The organism is Fredinandcohnia onubensis, from assembly GCF_002734215.1.
In the GTDB taxonomy this organism is placed as follows: domain Bacteria; phylum Bacillota; class Bacilli; order Bacillales; family Bacillaceae_L; genus Ferdinandcohnia; species Ferdinandcohnia onubensis.
In genome coordinates this window covers 96,507-116,104 of sequence record NZ_NSEB01000023.1, presented here as the reverse complement: position 1 = coordinate 116,104, position 19,598 = coordinate 96,507, and the positions used below count along the sequence as shown (strand labels likewise).

The following is a 19,598-nucleotide window of genomic DNA, read 5'->3' as shown; positions in this document are numbered from 1 at the left end:
ATTAACCTCCTATTTATTCAAATGCTAGTTACATACGGTAGGTTATGAGCTTTTGCAACCCCTTCATAGACAACCTTTCCATCAATCACATTTAATCCTTTGTGTAGGGCTCTATTTTCCGCAAAGGCACGTTTATAGCCTTTATTCGCAACCTGTAAAATATAAGGGACCGTTACATTCGTAAGTGCAATCGTAGATGTTCTTGGAACAGCACCAGGCATATTTCCTACTGCATAATGAACGACTCCATGTTTCGTATATGTAGGATTTGCATGTGTTGTAACATGGGTAGCCGTTTCGAATATACCCCCTTGATCAATCGCAACATCGACAATTACTGATCCTTCCTCCATTAACCGAACCATTTCTTCTGTCACCAATTTCGGAGCTTTAGCTCCTGGAATAAGGACAGCACCAATCACAAGATCCGATTCCGCTACCGCTTGGCCAATCGTAAATGGATTTGACATCAAGGTTGTGATGGAATTGCCAAAGATATCATCTAACTCTCGCAATCTTGTAGCACTAACATCTAAAATCGAGACTTGCGCACCAAGGCCAACTGCAATTTTTGCAGCATTCATTCCGACTACGCCACCGCCAATAACGGTGACTTTTCCTCGACTTACTCCAGGTACGCCACCTAGAAGAACACCTTTTCCACCTTTTGTTTTTTCAAGAAAAGAGGCTCCAATTTGTGTGGCCATCCGTCCTGCAACTTCACTCATTGGGGTAAGTAATGGAAGGCTTCTGTCCTCTAACTGCACGGTCTCATATGCAATCGCAACAACATTCTTATGAATTAGGGCCTCTGTAAGCTCTCGATCTGCGGCGAGATGCAAATAGGTGAATAATAGTAATCCATCATAAAAATATGGATATTCCTCTTGGATTGGTTCTTTTACTTTTATCACCATATCGCAAGCCCATGCATCTGCAGCAGTTGGCACAATCGTTGCTCCTGCATCAATATAAAGTTGATCAAAGAAGCCTGAATTCATGCCCGCTCCCGTTTCAACAAAAACCTTATGGTTATGTTGAACCAGCTGCATCACACCAGCAGGAGTTAAGGCCACACGATTTTCATTATTTTTTATTTCCTTCGGTACTCCAATTCTCATTTCCATCCACCTTTCTTTTTTCTTGGGAAAAACACCCGCAATCTATTTCCTTTATGAAAATAGATTACGAGTGTTGATACATACCTTTTTTTACAATGACTTTATTTCTTCAATTAGGGTTCTTTGGACAAATTCTAGGTCTTCCTCAGAAATTGAAAGAGGTGGTGCGAGGGTTAAGACATTATTGTACCCTGCTACTGTCGCTCCATTTTTTCCGATAATTAGACCCCTTTGTAGGCACCCTGCGATCACTTTATTGACTTGACTTACTTCAAGTGGTTCCTTCGTTTGTTTATCCTTGACGAGTTCAAGCCCAATCAATAAACCTTTTCCTCTAATATCACCAACATAAGGATGGTCCACTAAAGCTACTGTAAGGCCATCTTTCAATTTGTCACCGAGTTGCTTTGACCGTTCAAAAAGCTTTTCCTTTTCCATAATTTCTAGGTTTTTAAGTGCCAATGCACATGCTGCTGGGTTTCCACCAAACGTATTAACATGACGGAAATAGTCATATTCCTCTGACCCTTTAAAAGCTTCGTATATTTCTTTTTTCACGGCTGTTGCTGATAATGGCAGATATGCACTTGTAATTCCTTTTGCCATTGTAATGATGTCTGGTTTTACACCGTAGTTCATAAATCCAAATGGTTTGCCTGTTCGCCCGAACCCACAAATAACCTCATCAACAATGAGTAGGGCACCATGCTTTTCACATACTTCCTTTACTCCAGCCATGTATTTGTCAGGTGGAACAATGACTCCACCACCAGTAATGATTGGTTCCATGATCACGCCTGCTATTGTTTCACTAAGCTCCCATGTCATCACACGGTCTATTTCCTGAACAGACTGTAATTCCGACGCTCCTGCATCCACCTTGTCATCAGATCGATATAAGTCAGGTGGCGAGACATGGAGGAAGCCTGGTGCAAGCGGTTCATATTTATATTTACGCTGTGCTTGCCCGGTTGCAGCTAGAGACCCCATGGAATTACCATGGTAAGCACGATAACGTGAAATAAATTTGTATCGGGAGTGTTCCCCTTTTTGCTGATGGTATTGTCTAACTAATTTAAAAGCCGTCTCATTCGCTTCCGACCCACTATTAGAGAAGAAAATAACATACTCGTCTCCAAGCATTTCATTTAGTTTTTCAGCAAGTTGAATCGCTGGTTCATGGCTTTGTGTTAATGGATAATAGGCCATTTGCTTGAGCTGCTCATACGCAGCTTGCGCTAACTCTTCTCTTCCATATCCCACATTTACACACCAAAGCCCTGACATACCATCAAGATAACGCTTCCCATTATGGTCTGTTACCCATGATCCTTCTGCTTTCTTAATGACCAACGTAGAATTTGGATTATATGGTTTCATAGCATGCCATAAATAATCCTTATCCTTTGTTAAAAGGTCTTCACTTTGTGTAACCTTTGTCATACCCGCTCCCCCCTTATCCTTAATCAAATGCGCCTCTGCGTATTTGCGCCCAGATTATTTTCGAGCCCTGCTCGAAAAGCTTCCTTTGAAAATCTGTGGCATCCGCCGGAGGCAAACTTTATTCAGTAGGGGTTAAAACCTACTGAATAAAGTTAGTAATCAAAACGAGATGTAATCATTTTTTTACGCGTATAAAAATTTACTCCATCCTTCCCATTCACATGGAGGTCGCCATAGAATGAATCCTTCCAACCAGAGAATGGGAAAAAGGCCATTGTCGCAGGTACACCCACATTGATGCCAAGCATTCCCGCTTCTGCTTCTTCTCTAAATTGCCTTGCCGCCCTAGCATCCTTTGTATAGATGGTGGCGCCGTTCCCAAATCGGGACTTTTGAATATATTCAAGACCTTCGTCTAAATCCTTGGCACGTAATAGACTTAAAACGGGTGCAAAGATTTCTTCTTTAGCAATCGTCATTTCTGGGGTTACATGGTCAAAAATGGTTGGGCCCAAAAAGTTGCCTTCTGGCATTTCATCCATTTCTTTTCTGCCGTCTCTAATAAGTTGCGCACCTTCTTCAAGCCCTTTTTCTACATAACCAAGTACTTTATTTAGATGTGACTCGCGGATAACAGGTGTTAAGAGCACCTCATCATCCATTCCATTTCCAATCGTGAGACGATCTGCAGCATCCTTTAACGCAGATACAAACTTTTCTCCATCTCCTACAACGACAACGGCACTACAAGCCATACATCGCTGCCCTGCACTACCAAATGTAGAGCTTATGATATTGGCTACTGCTTTTTCCATATCGGCATCTGGCATCACAATATGATGGTTTTTTGCACCTGATAAAGCTTGAACGCGTTTCCCTTGTTGCGCTGCACGTTCATATACGTATTTCGCAACTGGCTGTGAGCCTACAAATGAAATTGCACTGACATTCGGATGATCTAACAAACCATTTACAACATCATGTGCCCCATGAACAACATTTAAAACGCCGTTTGGTGCACCCGCTTCTGTAAATAATCTAGCAAGCTCATTAGCTAGCATTGGCGTCCGCTCTGATGGTTTTAAAACAAACGTATTTCCACAAGCAATTGCCAATGGGAACATCCACATTGGGACCATCATTGGGAAATTAAATGGAGTAATTCCGCCTACTACTCCTAGTGGATATCGGAACATTTCAGAATCAATATCCTCTGCAATATTTGATAATGTCTCGCCCATCATTAAGGTAGGTGCACCTGCTGCAAATTCAACACATTCAATCCCTCGTAGAACTTCACCATGTGCCTCTTTATATGCTTTACCGTTTTCTTGGACAACAAGTCTTGCTAGCTTTTCATGATTCTCCATTAATAAATAGTGATATTTGTATAAGATCCTTGCCCTTTTGGGAACAGGAGTATTTTTCCATGTTTTAAATGCTTCCCTAGCCGCTTTTACAGCTAAATCTACATCTTCCTTTGAAGAAAGCGGCACACGTACTAATGTTTCTTTTGTTGCTGGATTGGGTACCTCAAGTGATTGAGTTCCAAAGGCGTCCACCCATTCCCCATTAATATAATTTTTCAGAACAACTGTTTCATTTTTGACTACTGACATTTTTTGTACAGCCTCCTTTTTCGTATTTCAATATTCGTTAATCCTTAACCTATATGTAAATTATCCCTTATAATGAAAATGCTTTCATTAGACATTCTGTAAAATAACTGCTTGTTATTTTTCCACATTATGAATACTCCTTGCACGAAAAAACCCACTAACTCTAGTGGGCTATAAAACTTGCTTTTTCTCTTTTAGTTGATTTGATGAAATTAAAAACTCATATGATAAAATCATAAATTCAATCGCGAGCCGTTTTTCGTGATTCATAAAATCTGAGCCTAGTAGCTTTTCTAGTTTTTGAATGCGGTGATATAATGTTTGCCTTACTACAAATAAACGCTTTGCCGTTTCTTGTTTCGAGCCGTTACATGATAAATAGGTTTTAAGTGTATCCATTAGTTTTCCATTATATTTTTTATCATATTCGATTACCGGCTCCAAATACTCTAATACAACCTCCTGCAAATCGATATGTCTGTTAAGTAACGAAATAAGCCTAAAAATATGTAAGTCATCATAAAAATAGCTTTGGGCTGGTATCGACATACGGTTTTGAATTCGAATTGTTTCTATCGCAGTTTGATAGCTTTTATGTAGATCTGTGAGCTCTTCTATAAATTTTCCAACGCCAAGTATTGGTTTGACCTTGTCATTACCTAGTTGTGAATCAGAGTCCATTAATCTTTGGATTCCATCTTGTACTCTCGCTTTCCACGTCACATGATTTCGTTCATTGAGAAGGATAAAAACAATTGTGTTTCTTTTATCTGCTACGTAAAGGGAAAACCCCTGTTGTTCAAAAACGGCACGGGTAAACATTTTGAAATAAGTTAAATCACTTGTGGAATAATCTTCAATGGAATCTATTTTACAAATACATACAACCGCCCCTTTTGGTTTACTAGTTGAAGTAAGAGCTAGATAGTCTTTTATCGATTCTTCGTTTTGTTCACCTTCCAACCAATCATTGATCCATTCAGTTTCTTCTACTTTATGTTTTTCCTCTACATAAAGATTACGAAGAAAAAGCTGTGCAAGGGCAGTTGCAGTTCGATCTAAAATGAGTTGATCAAATTCAGTTAGCTCTCTATCCTCAGAAATGATTGCAAGTTCTGCATAGCTTTCACCTAGCAAATGGATAGGAATTTTGGCTATATAAGTCGAATCTTCAGTCTGGGATTGCAGGTTTTCTAGTAGTTTCTTTCGTTTTTGCTCGGTAGCTTCTGGAATAAATTGAGTTTCCCTGTTCGTAAAGAGGATAATTACTTGGACTTGGAGATAACTTCTAATAAATTTAAGAATTTCAACATAATGATCGATGGTTAATAATCTTTTATTTAATGCCTGTGAGTAACTTTCAAGATTGGAAATCATTTGATATTGGCTGTTAATAAGTAGCCCATGAATATCTTGCGTGATTTCAACAAAAGGTACTTCCTTTAAAAAAAGGATAATGGGAAATTGGGACTTGTTTGCGAGTTCAATGATTTCTGGTGGGATCGATGAGGTGTATATTCCTAATTCAATACAAATACCTGCTGCCTGCGAATCAATTAATTGCTCAATGACGGAGATAAATTTCTCCTTATTATCCCTCCAAGCAACACCGGTTGAAAGAATTAATTCATTTCCATTTAAGAGATTCTTAATATTTACGATTTCAACAACGTGGACCCATTTTACTTGTCGCCCGAGTCCCTCTTTACCGGCGATTACTTTAATACTTTCAAAATGCTTTCGACTTAAAATATCATCAACTGTAATATATGATTTCAATCTACAGCTCTCCTAAATTGAATTTTCAGATTAGTTCCATTATACGCGATAACTTGTCATTAAAGGAGTGTTTTTCCAAATATTTTTATACTTTCCTGTTAAATGCCGCAAAAAAGCCAGCACCCTTCAACTGGTACTGGCTTTCAACTATTTTTATATTGGAACAGAAAACATTATGCACCTTCCTTTTGTTGCTTAATAAGCATGACTGCAAAGTACTTACGCCCTTCTGGGGTGATAATGTGTAAGGTTTCTTTTTCATCTTTTTTCTCAAAATCTACGAACGCTCCACTTAGGTTCTCGATAACACTTGTGATTTTATAGCCTTTTTGAAAGAAATAATCCACTTTGTCTCTCTCTTGCAAAAAAACTTGATACCCTGACATGTACTGACACTCCTTTGTTTAATGTTTCAGGTACTATGCAGTCGTTTCTCGATCGATATCAGCCTCATAAATATTGGTGTCTTCTTCGACAGTCCCTCCAGGTAGAGCCCAATTTAATAACACGCCCAAAATAGCTGAAAGTGCCATCCCATGTATTTCAAAGTTTGCTGAAAACTTCATAATGGCTCCACCGATTCCGACAACTAAAATAACGGATGAAATAATGAGGTTACGCTTATCACCCAAATCTACTTTACTATCAACAAGCATCCGTAATCCAGATGCAGCGATAATCCCAAATAAAAGGAGAGATATGCCACCCATTACTGCTGTTGGAATTGAGCTAATGAGAGCTGTAATTTTACCGATAAACCCAAATAGTATCGCAAACACAGCTGCCCCGCCAATAACAAAGACACTAAACACTCTCGTGATGGCCAATACACCAATATTTTCACCGTACGTCGTATTCGGCGGACCTCCCATTAATGCTGCTAGCATTGTGGCAAGCCCGTCTCCCATTATCGAACGATGTAAACCTGGCCTTTGAATGAGATCTTTTTGAACGACTTTACTTAACACCATTTGGTGTCCAATATGTTCAGATAATGTGACAATTGAAACAGGTACCATGAGTGCAACAATACTAAGAGTTACAGTGGGAGAATAATGAACAAATGGAAAAAGAAAATCAGGTACTTCGAAAATTTTTGCAATCTTAACACCGGATAAATCCACTAAGCCAACAATGGCAGCATAAATATATCCTCCAACTATTCCAATTAAAACGGGAATTAAATTTAAAAAGCCTTTAAGGAAAATGGAGCTCAAAATAACAATCGCTAAGGTCACTAATGCAACTGTAAAATGAAGGATACTATATTCACCATTTGCGTTATTCATTGCCATCCCAACTGCTGTCGGCGCAAGACTTAGTCCAATCACGATAATAACAGGCCCAACAACTACTGGTGGAAGTAATTTTACCAGCCATTTATGGCCTGTAGCTTTTATAACTAAAGCAACGATCCCATAGACAATACCGGCTAGAAAACTTCCAATCATTGCCGCACCAGGACCATCTGCAGCTGTTGCCGCAATGATCGGGGCAATAAATGCAAATGACGAACCAACATATGCTGGAACTTGACCTTTGGTTATAATCAGAAAAGTGAGCGTACCAATTCCACTTGAAATAAGGGCTACACCTGGACTCAAGCCAACGAGATACGGAACTAGGATGGTTGCACCAAACATGGCAAACAAATGCTGAATGCTTAATACCAAAAACTTACCTGGTGGCGGTGTCTCGTTTATCCCCAAAACAACCTTCGAATCTTCACTGCTCATACCAAATCCCCCTTTTCATTTGTTATTGTTGAATTATATATTCTTAATATTCTGAATTATATTGGCGGATACTCACCTCATTTCTTACTTTAAACGAAGGAAGGAGTTACTCCCTCCTTCCTAGCACAGCATATGAATTAAATTGTAGCCGTTTTATCTTTTACAACTTCGTAATTTACTCCGTACTTTGCACGCTTAATAAATTGACCTGCTCCTAGTTTTCCAACAAACTTCTTATCACGGACAACAAATTCTCCTCTAGATAGAACAGATATTGGTTCTCCGGTAAATTTCATTCCCTCAAATGCACTGTAATCGACTGCCATATGGTGAGTCTCGGCAGAAATCGTCCGCTCGATATTCGGATCAAAAATGACAAGATCAGCATCAGCACCCACCGCTATCGTGCCTTTCTTTGGATACAGCCCAAACAGCTTTGCCACTCTGGTAGAGGTTAAATCTACAAATTGATTAAGTGAAATTCTTCCCTTTTTTACACCTTCTGAGAATAAAACAGTTAGGCGGTCTTCAATCATTGGACCTCCATTAGGAATTTTCGAGAAGTCACCTAAACCAAGCTCTTTTTGTCCTTTAAAATCAAACGAACATTGATCTGATCCAAATGTTTGAAGTTGTCCGGTTCTCAATGCATTCCATAACACCTCTTGGTTCCACTTTTCACGTAGTGGAGGAGACCAGACGTACTTAGCTCCTTCAAAATTTGGCTTTTCTAAATAGGTTTGATCAAGGACTAAATATTGAGGGCATGTTTCTCCCCAGACATCAAACCCTTTTTCTCTTGCTGCTGTGATTGCTTTTACAGCATCAGCACAAGTAACATGAACAACATAAAGTTGAGAATTTGCAAGTCCTGCAAAGGTTGCAGCTCTTTCTGTAGCCTCCCCCTCGATTTCCTGTGGTCTCGTTAATGCATGATAGATTGGATCTGTTTTTCCTTCACTTAATGCCTTTTTCACAAGATAGTCTATGACGTCACCATTTTCCGCATGAACCATGACCAGTGCTCCTAAATCCTTTGCCACAACTAATGTTTTAAATAAAGTTTCATCATCTGCCTGAAGCACATTTTTGTATGCCATAAATACTTTAAAGGATGTGATTCCTTCATTTTCGATTACGGATGGAAGCTCATTTAAGACAGCATCCGTTACCTCTCCGATAGATAAGTGAAAGCCATAATCAATTACTGCCTTCCCTTTTGACTTCTGATGCCATGTTTGAATGGCATCCTTCAGAGGTTCCCCTTTATTCGATAAGCAAAAATCAATAACCGTTGTTGTTCCTCCAAAGGCAGCCGCAATTGTTCCAGTTTCAAAATCATCTTTAGAGACTGTTCCTCCGAACGGCATTTCTAGATGAGTATGCGGATCAATTCCGCCTGGAAAAACATAGCATCCATTTGCATCAACTACTTCTGCACCTTCAGTCGAGAAATTTCTCCCAATTTGACTAATCACACCATTTTCCACAAGAATTTCTGCTTGATACGTATCTGTTGCTGTTACAATTGTTCCATTCTTGATCACTTTTTTCATCCAAAGTCCCCCTCAAAGAACGAAATAGCATTTATTTTACAGAGTCAATTTTACAACTAACTGCACCGAGTGCCGCCTGACGCTCATTCCATGTCATTGGAGGTAATCCACTTGGTACTTCAACCATATCAATTGCCCCATCAACAGGACATACAATCGAACATAAATTACAGCCGACACAGTCTTCCTCTCTTACTTTTAAAATGTTGTAGCCATTTCCATCCTTAAGCATGTCGATACATTGATGGGATGTATCTTCACATGCAATATGACATTTATTACAGTTAATACAAACATCATTATTGATCCGTGCTACAATTTTATAGTTAAGGTCAAGGTCACCCCAGTCAGAATATCTCGGCACTGTTTTTCCGACGATATCCATAACTGAAGCAATCCCTTTTTCATCCAGATAGTTTTCTAACCCTTCAATCATGTCCTCAACAATCCTAAAGCCATGATGCATTGCTGCGGTACACACCTGAACCCCTGAGGCTCCCATCAACATATATTCAACTGCATCTTGCCAAGTTGAAATTCCACCAATTCCTGAAATTGGAATGTTGATATGGGGACTTCTTGCACATTCCGCAACCATATTAAGGGCAATCGGCTTAACAGCTGGACCACAATATCCACCATGCGCACCTTTACCCCCGACATGTGGAATTGTATTCCACGTATCTAAATCAACTCCTGCTAAACTATTAATTGTATTAATCATACTGATGGCATCGGCTCCCCCTCTAGTAGCAGCCTCTGCAGTAGCCGTGATATCTGTAATATTAGGAGTAAGTTTCACAATAACCGGTGTTTGCGCAACTTCTTTTACCCAATAGGTTTGTTGTTCTACCAGTGAAGGTACCTGACCAGATGCAGAACCCATTCCTCTTTCTGCCATACCATGTGGGCATCCAAAATTGAGTTCTAGTCCATCTACTCCTACTTCTTCCACTCTCTTTACGATTTCATGCCACTTTTCTTGTTTTGGTTCAACCATTAGTGAGGCAATGATTGTATGATTGGGAAAGAGCTTTTTCGTTTCTTTAATTTCTTTTAAATTCACCTCTAAAGGACGATCCGAAATTAATTCAATATTGTTAAATCCCGCTACTCGTTGCCCATTAAAACTAACAGCTCCAAATCGAGATGTGACATTTAAAATCGGGTCACCTAATGTCTTCCATACTGCTCCACCCCAGCCTGCATCAAATGCCCGTTGCACTTGGTAACCAGAATTTGTTGGAGGAGCAGAAGCCAACCAAAATGGATTAGGGGATTCTATACCTGCTAAATTTATTCGTAAATCGGCCATAGATAAGCCTCCTTATCACCTTTTCGTTTTTTACACAATCTCGGAAACTGCACCGAACATGACCTTGTGAATCGCATATGCCGCATCTTTACCTTGCTGTGCCGCTGAAACAACCATTGCTTCTCCTTGACCCTTTCCAAAAATCACGTCACCACATGCAAAAACCTTTTTATTGGATGTTTGAAGGGTTTCTTGATTGATTTTCACAACTCCACCATTATGATCAAGACCGAATTGTTCAATAAGCTCTGTATATCTTGTTTGACCAATGGCTTTAATTACCGCATCAACCTCTAAGATGAACTCAGAGCCCTCTATTGGTACAGGACGTCTCCGCCCATCTTTACCCGACTCACCAAGCTCCATTTTGATGCATTCGATTGCTTTCACACATCCTTGTTCGTCACCAACGATTTTCTTAGGCACTGTTAGCCATCTAAATTCAACACCGTCTTGTTTGGCAAATTCATATTCAAAATCATAGGCAGTCATTTCTTCAACCGTTCTTCTATAAAGGATTTTTACATTTTCAGCTCCTAATCGGACCGAACATGTCGCTCCATCAATAGCCGTATTACCTGCACCAATGACAACAACCTTCTTACCTAAGAACTGGTCTGAGATTGGCTTTGTTTTGGTTTCTTTTACAAAATCGATGGCATCGTAAACGCCATCCAATTCTTCACCATCAATACCAAGTGAAGGCACCTTTGACATTCCAATTGCTAGAATGACGGCATCAAAGTTATGAAGAATATCATCTACCGAAATATCCTCTCCAACTCTCGTATTGGTTCGGATTTTAACATCTAAGCTCTCTACCTGCTTAACCTCCCAGAATGATATATTCTGCGGAAGTCTAAATGAGACAATTCCGTAAGTGTTTAAGCCTCCAGCTTTTTCCGCTGCCTCAAAAATAGTAACGTCATAGCCGAGTAAACCAAGTTCTCTTGCTGCGGACAGTCCAGCAGGGCCACCCCCAACAATTGCAACTGTTTTTCCATTTTTCTTACCTGGTTCGAAAAGTACCTGTTCATTTCGTATGGCCCAGTCGGTCGCATATCTTTGTAAATCACCAATCATGATAGGTTTTGTGGAATGATTTAAAACACAAGCACCCTCACAAAGTTCCTCTGTTGGGCAAACTCGAGCACAACTAGCTCCGATAGGATTGGATTTCATAATCGTTTTTGCTGATCCTTTTACGTTTCCAGAAGCAATTTTTTTAATAAAGGTAGGGATGTCAATACCGGTAGGGCAAGCAGTAATGCAAGGGGCGTCATAGCAATAAAGGCAACGATTCGATTCTTCAATGGCTTCGCGGTTGGTTAATCCAGGGTTCACTTCATTGAAATTCATTTTTAAATCCTGATATGAAATTCTAGTGTTTGAAAGACTCATAGATTTACCTCCTTGATATAGTGGAAGTTGCAATATCATAAGGCCACAACATTGCAACTATATAAACCCACAAATAGAAAGCGTTTTCAATTAATAGTAGTATTACCTACTCTTTTTTATGACTAAGTAGGATCAGTTGTCCGAAAAATACGAACTTTATGTCTATTTTACTTATTACCTAGTACGATTGCATTATACAGAGTGTTAAAAGATAAAAGCTGTTTTCTACTCATAATGTAAAAAACAAAAAAAGAGCGAGAAATTTAAGCCACAATGACTAGTAGCTTTAAACCTTCGCTCTGTTTTTTAATTTACAATCTTAAAATCTGAATTCTTGTAGATCAATTTATTTACTTTTAAATTATAATCATTAATAAATTCATTCTGAAACGATTCCCACTCACCTAGGGAATCATAATATTTAGCCATCGTATTCTTCTTGCCTACCTTTTTTCCTCTAACTATAAATTCCTTTGGAGCATAGTAATGAACATCTCCATTTTTTTTCAGCTTGATTGGAATGATAACGGAAAAATCAATACCCATTTTTTTGTCGCGAACAACCATTTTCTTGGTCACACTGTTATCTGTCCTGTCAATCACTTGTGTCAAACAGTAAGCACGCTCATTTTCGTATGAAATCTTGTTAACTCCGTTACGTTTTACGGTAGTCATTTATCCGTCCTCCTAAGGTAAGTACTTACTTAATCATAACACATTAATCATATAAAGCTAATTTTTGGAAATGTAGACGAATGCCACAAAAATAAAAAGGAAGAAATCGATTTGATTTCTTCCCTTGAATAAATAATCCGTTAGCTATTAGTTTTGTCCGTTTCCATTTTTACCTTGGCTGTTACCATTGCCTTGACCTTTACCGTTGTTCCCTTTGTTTTGGCCATTATTTTTGTTCGCATGATTATTTTGTTTTTGTTCTTTTGCTTCTTGTTGTTTTTCAGTCTTTTTAACTTGTGCTTGTTGCTTTTTCTCTTGTACTTTTTCTAGAGCTTGATCACGCTTTTCGTTTACTTTTACTTGTTTCTTTTCTACTACAGGAGCAGCAACCACTGGTTGTACCTCTGTTTCAGTTGTTTCTTCCACTACTGGCTCAACCGCTGCATCTTCAACTACTACTTCTTCCTCAACAACTGGTTCTTCAGTTGTTTCTTCGATCGCTTCTTCTTCATGCTTAGCTGCAAATTTTTGTGCTTTTTTCTCAAGTTTTGCAAGCTTCTTATCTAATTTTGCAAATGATTTTTGGATATTTTTCATTAACGCTTTTTGAGCAGTAGGATTTTTTACATTCGCTAGTGCTGCAGTTAATGCGTCAATGTTATTTGCAAGCTTCACTTCAACTTCTGTACCTTCTGATTCAACAGCAACGTCCTCTTCTACTACTGCATCTTCTTCTACAACTTCCTCTTCAGGTGTTACTGTTTCTTCTTCAACAGCATCTTCTTCTGTTGCTTCAGTTTCTTCGTTAGCAATTTCTTCAGAATCTGTTAGAGTTTCAGTAGCAGCTTCTTGCGTTTCGATTGCTTTTTGAAGTAACTCTTCAGCTTCTTCTGTTTTACCTTCGGCTAATAAAGCATTTGCTTCTGCAATGCGCTCTGCTGCGAAATCAGCTAACAGTTTTGCTTCTTTGTAATCATCAACTGTTACTGCAAGACGTACTTTTTCAATCATTTGTTTTACAAAGTAAAAGAAATCTCCAGGTACTAAAGATGGTGCTTCTTCAGCTTGAACTTCCTCTTCAGTTGCCTCTTCTTCAGCCATTTCTTCATTCTCATCTGATTCAACTTCTTCAGTTTTTTCTTCCTCTGTTACTTCTTCACCTTCGATTACTTCCTCAGTAGCTTCTTCCTCTGCCACTTCTTCGCCTTCGACTACTTCCTCAGTAGCTTCTTCACCAACGTTTTCTTCTACAACCTTCTCTTCAGAAGTACCGTAGTTTACCGGAATTTGTTCTACAACCGTTTCTTCCGTAACAACTGTATCTTGCTCAGTACCTTCCTCATTTGCAAAAGCAGCTGGTGTTGCTAAAGATAAAATAAGTGCTGATGCTACTGTTCCGCTAACGATAGACTTTTTGAAATTTCGTTTCTTCATTTATGATTTCCCCCTATTTGTGAATTACGATAAAAGCATTCGACGAAAGCTGACAGATATATGTCCGTTTATTACTAAAAAAATAATATATGATTCATAAGTCTAATGAAATGCTAAAAAATTGCCAAAAGACCTAGTGCGATTGGCACTAGGTCTTAGTTATTTGTTTAGGACTTTGTTGGTGACTTCGACATTTTTTCTGTTATAAACTCTTTAATTAATTGGGTGGCTTCTTCTACATTTTTCACATGCAGTACTTTGCTTCGGTCCTCTGATATTTGTTCCGCTGTATAGTGATACCTTGGATCATAATAATACTCCAATAGTAATTTCACGGCTGAATGATAATCTCCGGATTCAAGATCTTTTTCAATCTGTGTTGCAATTGGAGTATGAATTCTCTTTTTGATTCGTTGGAAGGCAGCCATACAATCGTTTGGAAATTCCCACGGACGGTAATCTTCTAAAATGTTTAACACGCGCTCCTCCATCGGCAGGTCAACAAAAATATGGTATCCTTCTTCCTTTAAATTCAGTAAAAAGTCAGGTATAGTCGCTCGACCAACACGTTTGCTTTCAGCCTCCAACAGTACATATGGTGATTTTTTTATCTGCAGAGACCGTTCTACAAGCATCAAGTCAAACACTTTTTGATTATGCGGCTTTTTCCCAATCATCCCAAAAACCGATCCACGATGATTGGCCATTCCTTCTAAATCAAGAACAGGATATCCATTATCCTGAAGCTCGTTTAAAATTTTTGTTTTCCCGGAACCTGTGTATCCATTGATGACCAATGCCTTTGGTTTAAAATCAGTCGCAAGCTCTTCTAGTTTTTCTACGACCCATTCTCGATATCCTCGGATTCCTCCAATTAGTCGTTTTGCATTGATTCCCATTAAATCAATAAGGGTTGCTGATGTCTTACTGCGCATCCCTCCACGCCAACAATAAACAATCTTTTCCTCTTCTGGGAGTTTCGAGAACTCTCTTATAAAATTGGGAAGCTTGGCAGAAACAATTTCAAGTCCTTTTTCCTTTGCCGCGTCTGGACTAATTTGTTTATAAACGGTTCCTATTTCTGCACGTTCTTCATCCGTAAAAATGGGGATATTTACACTACCAGGTATATTAGATTCAGCGAATTCAGAAGGGGAACGCACATCAACAATGGCTATTGGTTTCTCCTTCTGTAATTCCCGTAATTCGTCTACAGATATATCTTGAAACATCTATTTTCTTCCCTTCTATTATATGTTCAAATTGGAGGATGAAAAGAACCAAGAAGTTCGAGGCGGCGCAGTTTTGAGTAGCGGAACGTATGTTATTGATACGTGAGCAACGGAAAAACAAGCCAACGATGAAATTCGATGTGTTATTTTCACCGGACTATTTGAACATCCCTTCCAAAGTGTCTATCTACACTATTTCCACATTCTCTCTCTCCTATTATAAATCAGAAAAACTTCTTTAGCTTAAAAGATGCAATTACATTAATTTTTTGAAATGATAGAATGAATATAATGATTGATTTCGGAGGAGTCTTTATGCTTATACCATCCCTGGCAAAAAAAATTATAAAAGAAGTACGTAGATTAATTGATGAGGATATTATTATCGTAGATGTTTCGGGAACGATTATTGCAAGTACGGATTCAACTCGAATCGGAAGTTTTCACGAAGGTGCACTCCTTTCAAGTAGGGATCAAAAGAAAATGATCATCACAAAAGATATGGAAAATCACTTAAAAGGGGTAAAGGCAGGCATCAATTTACCTATTCTTTATCAGCACAATGTTGTTGGAGTTATTGGTATAACTGGAAACCCTGAAAAAGTATCCTCATACGGAGAGCTCCTGAAAAAAATGACGGAGCTTTTAATCAAAGAGAGCTACTATGCTGAGCAAATGGAATTAGAGTCTCGTGCACTTGAAACCTTCGTCTTTGATTGGCTTCACAGTAATGAAGAAACTCCAGAGTTTGTTAAGCGTGCAGAGCATTTAAATATTGATCTTACTCTTAAACGACAAGTGGTAATGGGCTTCATTAAAAGTGAAACAGTAATTCCACTCCGGGATATATCTAATCACTTGCAACAAAGTTCATTTTTAAATGAGAACGAAATTTTTGTCAGATGGGGAAATGAACGATTCCTACTCCTGTTAACTGACCGTTCTAAAGAGCAAACACAAAACAGCCTTCAATTAATTAAGAGAAAATTAGAAGGTAGTTTTACTGTAAAGATATCGTTTGGAGTGGGAAGCGAGGAGCCCTTGCTAAAAAAATCTTTTGAGGAAGCTGAACGCGCTCTTAAAGTGGCAAAACGGACTGACTCTATACAATTTGATGAAGAACTCATTTTAGAAATGCTTGTTCATGAAACTAGCGGACAAGTGCAATCAGATTATGTGAGACGTACGATTATTAAGCTCTTAGATGAGGATGGAACACTAGTTAAGACGTTAGTTGAATTTATTTTAAAAAATCAGTCCATCAAAGAAACTGCTGAGTCTCTTCATATTCATGTGAATACTCTTTCTTATCGTTTTAATAAAATTGAAGAACGCACCGGCTTACATCCAAAAAACTTTGTCGATTTAGCAGCCCTTTATCTCGGGTTACTATTATTGGATAAATCCATAAAAGTTTTTGAATAATACCTCAAATATTTGTGGATTTCTACATAGCGGAACTATCCGCTTTTTTTTATGCTTATAAATAAGAAGATTTTTTGGAGGCGTTCTCATGATTGATACAAATGCAAAACAGCAATTTATAAAAATCGTCGGACCTGAAAACTATGATGATTCAAAAACAGGTCGACTTGTGTACTCGTATGATGCGACACCACAGTTCCAGTCAATGCCTGATGCAGTGATTTCTCCTCGAAACAAAGAGGAAATATCGGAAATCGTCAAGGTGTGTAATGAATACAAAATTCCGATTGTCCCTCGCGGCTCTGGGACAAATCTCTGTGCAGGCACTTGCCCAACTGAGGGTGGACTTGTCCTTCTTTTTAAACATTTAAATAAGATTTTAGAAATTGATGAAGAGAATCTAACGATAACAGTCCAACCTGGGGTAATTACTCAGGAAGTGACAACTGCTGTAGAGGCAAAGGGTTTATTTTATCCACCAGATCCTGGCTCGATGAAAATATCGACAATCGGAGGCAATATCAATGAGAATTCCGGCGGATTACGCGGCCTTAAATATGGGGTAACACGAGATTATGTTATGGGGCTTGAGGCTGTATTGGCGAATGGCGAAATCATTAAAACCGGAGGAAAGCTAGCGAAGGATGTTGCTGGATATGACCTCACTCGCCTCTTTGTCGGCTCAGAAGGTACTCTTGGCATCATTACGGAAGCCACACTTAAGCTCATTCCAATGCCTGAAACGAAAGAGACCATTCTTGCCCTTTATCAGGATTTGGAGTCAGCTGCAAAATCGGTTTCAAAAATTATCGCAAGTAAAATCATACCGATTACGTTAGAGTTTCTCGACCAACCTACTCTTGAAGCGGTCGAAGCCTTTGCAAAAATCGGACTTCCAACCGATGCAAAAGCAGTCCTTCTTATTGAACAGGATGGTCCTGCAGAAATAGTAAAACGCGATATTGCTAGAATCAAAGAAATTTGCAAGGAAGAACATGCGGTATCTGTGAAATCTGCGGAATCTGAGGAGGAGGCTGAGGCCTTACGAACAGCAAGGCGGGCTGCACTTTCTGCTCTTGCACGCTTAAAACCGACTACCATTTTGGAGGATGCAACTGTCCCCCGCTCTGAAATTGCAAACATGGTAAACGCAATTGGAGTAATCGCTAAAAAATACGACTTGAATATTTGTACCTTTGGTCATGCCGGAGATGGAAATCTTCACCCTACTTGCTTAACAGATGTCAGAGACCGTGAAGAAATTGAACGTGTTGAAAAAGCGTTTGAAGAAATTTTTGAAAAAGCGATTGAGCTTGGCGGTACGATTACTGGCGAACACGGTGTCGGCGTAATGAAAGCACCTTATCTTGAAATGAAGCTAGGTGCCGCAGGGATTGCTGCGATGCAAGCGATTAAAACGGGGCTTGATCCTAACAACATCATGAATCCAGGCAAAATGTTTGCAAAGGATTCTAGAAAACGTGTGGTGGTTTCAAAATGACAACGATTCAAGAACAACAAAAAATCCAAAAAGAATTCCAATCACGGATGGACCAAAATGAATTATTAAACTGTATGCGCTGTGGGTTCTGTCTTCCTACCTGCCCTACCTATATCGAATCCGGCTATCAAGAATCTCACTCACCAAGGGGAAGAATTGCGTTAATGAAAGCAGTTGTGGACGGGCTCATTGAACCTGATGAGGACTTTGAAAGATCATTAAATATGTGTTTGGGTTGTCGAGCTTGTGAACCAGTTTGTCCATCAGGCGTCAATTACGGGCACCTTTTAGAAGAAGCAAGAGATATCGTTCATCAAAACAAAAAGCATTCGATAACCGTGAAAGCCATCAGAAATACAGTTTTTGAAGGTCTTTTCCCCCATCAAAATCGGATGCGTACGTTAACAGGTTTACTTGGCGTCTACCAACGCTCTGGCATGCAAAAAGCGGTTCAAAATAGTGGTCTTTTGAAGTTTTTACCTGATAGCTTTGAGACAATGGAACGCGTACTTCCAGACGTACCATCCTTAAAGGAACTAAAAAATAGACCATACCATCTTGAACCAATTGGTGTACGAAAGAAAAAAGTCTCCTTTTTCACAGGCTGTTTAATGGATACGATGTTTATGAAAACAAATGATGCCACCATGAAACTCCTTCAATTGGCGGGTTGTGAAATTGTGATTCCAAAAACACAGGCTTGTTGTGGGGCCTTACATGGACATAGTGGCGAAAAAAACAAAGCAAAAGAACTGGCGAAACAAAATATAGCGGCCTTTGAAGAGATTGAAGCTGATTATATCATCACAAATGCGGGTGGTTGCGGTGCCTTTTTAATCGATTATGATCACCTTCTAAAAGATGACCCCCAGTGGGCAGAACGAGCGAAAGCATTCTCGAAAAAGCTAAAGGACATCTCATCTGTTTTGGTAGAATTAGAGTTTCATAAAAAAGAACTTTCCCTTCCTGCACAAGTTATCACTTACCAGGATTCATGCCATTTGCGAAATGTAATGAAGACGGCGTTTGAGCCTAGAACGCTACTACAATCTATTGATGGCGCAACTTATATGGAAATGAAAAATGCGGACAGCTGCTGCGGCTCTGCTGGCATCTATAATATTGTAGAGTCTGAAATGTCGATGAAAATATTAGATTCAAAAATGAAAAACGTTAAAGATACACAAGCCAAAACAATTGTCACAGCAAATCCCGGTTGTTTGCTACAGATGAAACTTGGCATCGAACGGGAAGGCTTGTCGAATCAAATGCGAGCTGTCCATATAGTTGATTTATTACTCGAAGCGATTGAAAAATAAGATAAAAAAGAATCGTCTTGGCTTCCGAGACGATTCTTTGGC

At 39.1% G+C, this 19,598-nt stretch carries 15 protein-coding genes; 3 read left to right on the top strand and 12 right to left on the bottom strand.

Going from position 1 to position 19,598, the window contains the following annotated elements:
- Positions 1-17 precede the first annotated feature (17 nt).
- From ald to mnmH, 12 genes are all read right to left on the bottom strand, one after another.
- Positions 18-1,121, bottom strand: coding sequence for an alanine dehydrogenase (gene ald, locus CKK03_RS21780; RefSeq protein ID WP_099364602.1), 1,104 nt, complete (start codon positions 1,119-1,121; stop codon positions 18-20).
- Positions 1,122-1,211: 90 nt separating this feature from the next.
- Entirely contained in the window at positions 1,212-2,564 is a 1,353-nt protein-coding gene (locus CKK03_RS21775) for an aspartate aminotransferase family protein (protein ID WP_099364601.1), read from the bottom strand.
- A 152-nt stretch (positions 2,565-2,716) separates the two neighbouring features.
- On the bottom strand, positions 2,717-4,183 hold the full coding sequence (locus CKK03_RS21770) for a CoA-acylating methylmalonate-semialdehyde dehydrogenase (protein ID WP_099364600.1): 1,467 nt from the start codon (positions 4,181-4,183) through the stop codon (positions 2,717-2,719).
- A 171-nt stretch (positions 4,184-4,354) separates the two neighbouring features.
- On the bottom strand, positions 4,355-5,962 hold the full coding sequence (locus tag CKK03_RS21765) for a PucR family transcriptional regulator (protein WP_099364599.1): 1,608 nt from the start codon (positions 5,960-5,962) through the stop codon (positions 4,355-4,357).
- Positions 5,963-6,135: 173 nt separating this feature from the next.
- Positions 6,136-6,348, bottom strand: coding sequence for a hypothetical protein (locus CKK03_RS21760; RefSeq protein WP_099364598.1), 213 nt, complete (start codon positions 6,346-6,348; stop codon positions 6,136-6,138).
- A gap of 33 nt (positions 6,349-6,381) precedes the next feature.
- Positions 6,382-7,698, bottom strand: coding sequence for a solute carrier family 23 protein (locus CKK03_RS21755; protein ID WP_099364597.1), 1,317 nt, complete (start codon positions 7,696-7,698; stop codon positions 6,382-6,384).
- Between the two features lie 137 nt (positions 7,699-7,835).
- Positions 7,836-9,254: a dihydropyrimidinase gene (gene hydA / locus CKK03_RS21750; RefSeq protein WP_099364596.1), complete on the bottom strand. Its 1,419-nt coding sequence runs from the start codon at positions 9,252-9,254 to the stop codon at positions 7,836-7,838.
- Between the two features lie 31 nt (positions 9,255-9,285).
- Positions 9,286-10,569, bottom strand: coding sequence for an NAD-dependent dihydropyrimidine dehydrogenase subunit PreA (gene preA / locus CKK03_RS21745; RefSeq protein ID WP_099364595.1), 1,284 nt, complete (start codon positions 10,567-10,569; stop codon positions 9,286-9,288).
- A gap of 30 nt (positions 10,570-10,599) precedes the next feature.
- Positions 10,600-11,970, bottom strand: a complete 1,371-nt coding sequence (locus CKK03_RS21740) for an NAD(P)-dependent oxidoreductase (protein ID WP_099364594.1) — start codon at positions 11,968-11,970, stop codon at positions 10,600-10,602.
- Positions 11,971-12,276: 306 nt separating this feature from the next.
- Positions 12,277-12,645 (bottom strand): hypothetical protein, encoded by a 369-nt coding sequence (locus tag CKK03_RS21735; RefSeq protein WP_099364593.1) that lies wholly within the window; start codon positions 12,643-12,645, stop codon positions 12,277-12,279.
- Between the two features lie 147 nt (positions 12,646-12,792).
- Positions 12,793-14,079, bottom strand: coding sequence for a DUF5667 domain-containing protein (locus CKK03_RS21730; RefSeq protein WP_099364592.1), 1,287 nt, complete (start codon positions 14,077-14,079; stop codon positions 12,793-12,795).
- 167 nt (positions 14,080-14,246) lie between these two features.
- Positions 14,247-15,311 (bottom strand): tRNA 2-selenouridine(34) synthase MnmH, encoded by a 1,065-nt coding sequence (mnmH, locus tag CKK03_RS21725; protein ID WP_099364591.1) that lies wholly within the window; start codon positions 15,309-15,311, stop codon positions 14,247-14,249.
- 315 nt (positions 15,312-15,626) lie between these two features.
- Between mnmH and CKK03_RS21720 the strand changes: the two genes are divergently transcribed.
- The 3 genes from CKK03_RS21720 (at position 15,627) to CKK03_RS21710 (ending at position 19,556) form a co-directional block, all read left to right on the top strand.
- Entirely contained in the window at positions 15,627-16,736 is a 1,110-nt protein-coding gene (locus CKK03_RS21720) for a CdaR family transcriptional regulator (RefSeq protein ID WP_099364590.1), read from the top strand.
- An 88-nt stretch (positions 16,737-16,824) separates the two neighbouring features.
- On the top strand, positions 16,825-18,237 hold the full coding sequence (gene glcD / locus CKK03_RS21715; RefSeq protein WP_099364589.1) for a glycolate oxidase subunit GlcD: 1,413 nt from the start codon (positions 16,825-16,827) through the stop codon (positions 18,235-18,237).
- Positions 18,234-19,556, top strand: coding sequence for a (Fe-S)-binding protein (locus CKK03_RS21710; RefSeq protein ID WP_099364588.1), 1,323 nt, complete (start codon positions 18,234-18,236; stop codon positions 19,554-19,556). Before glcD ends, CKK03_RS21710 begins: the two co-directional genes overlap by 4 nt.
- Positions 19,557-19,598 lie beyond the last annotated feature (42 nt).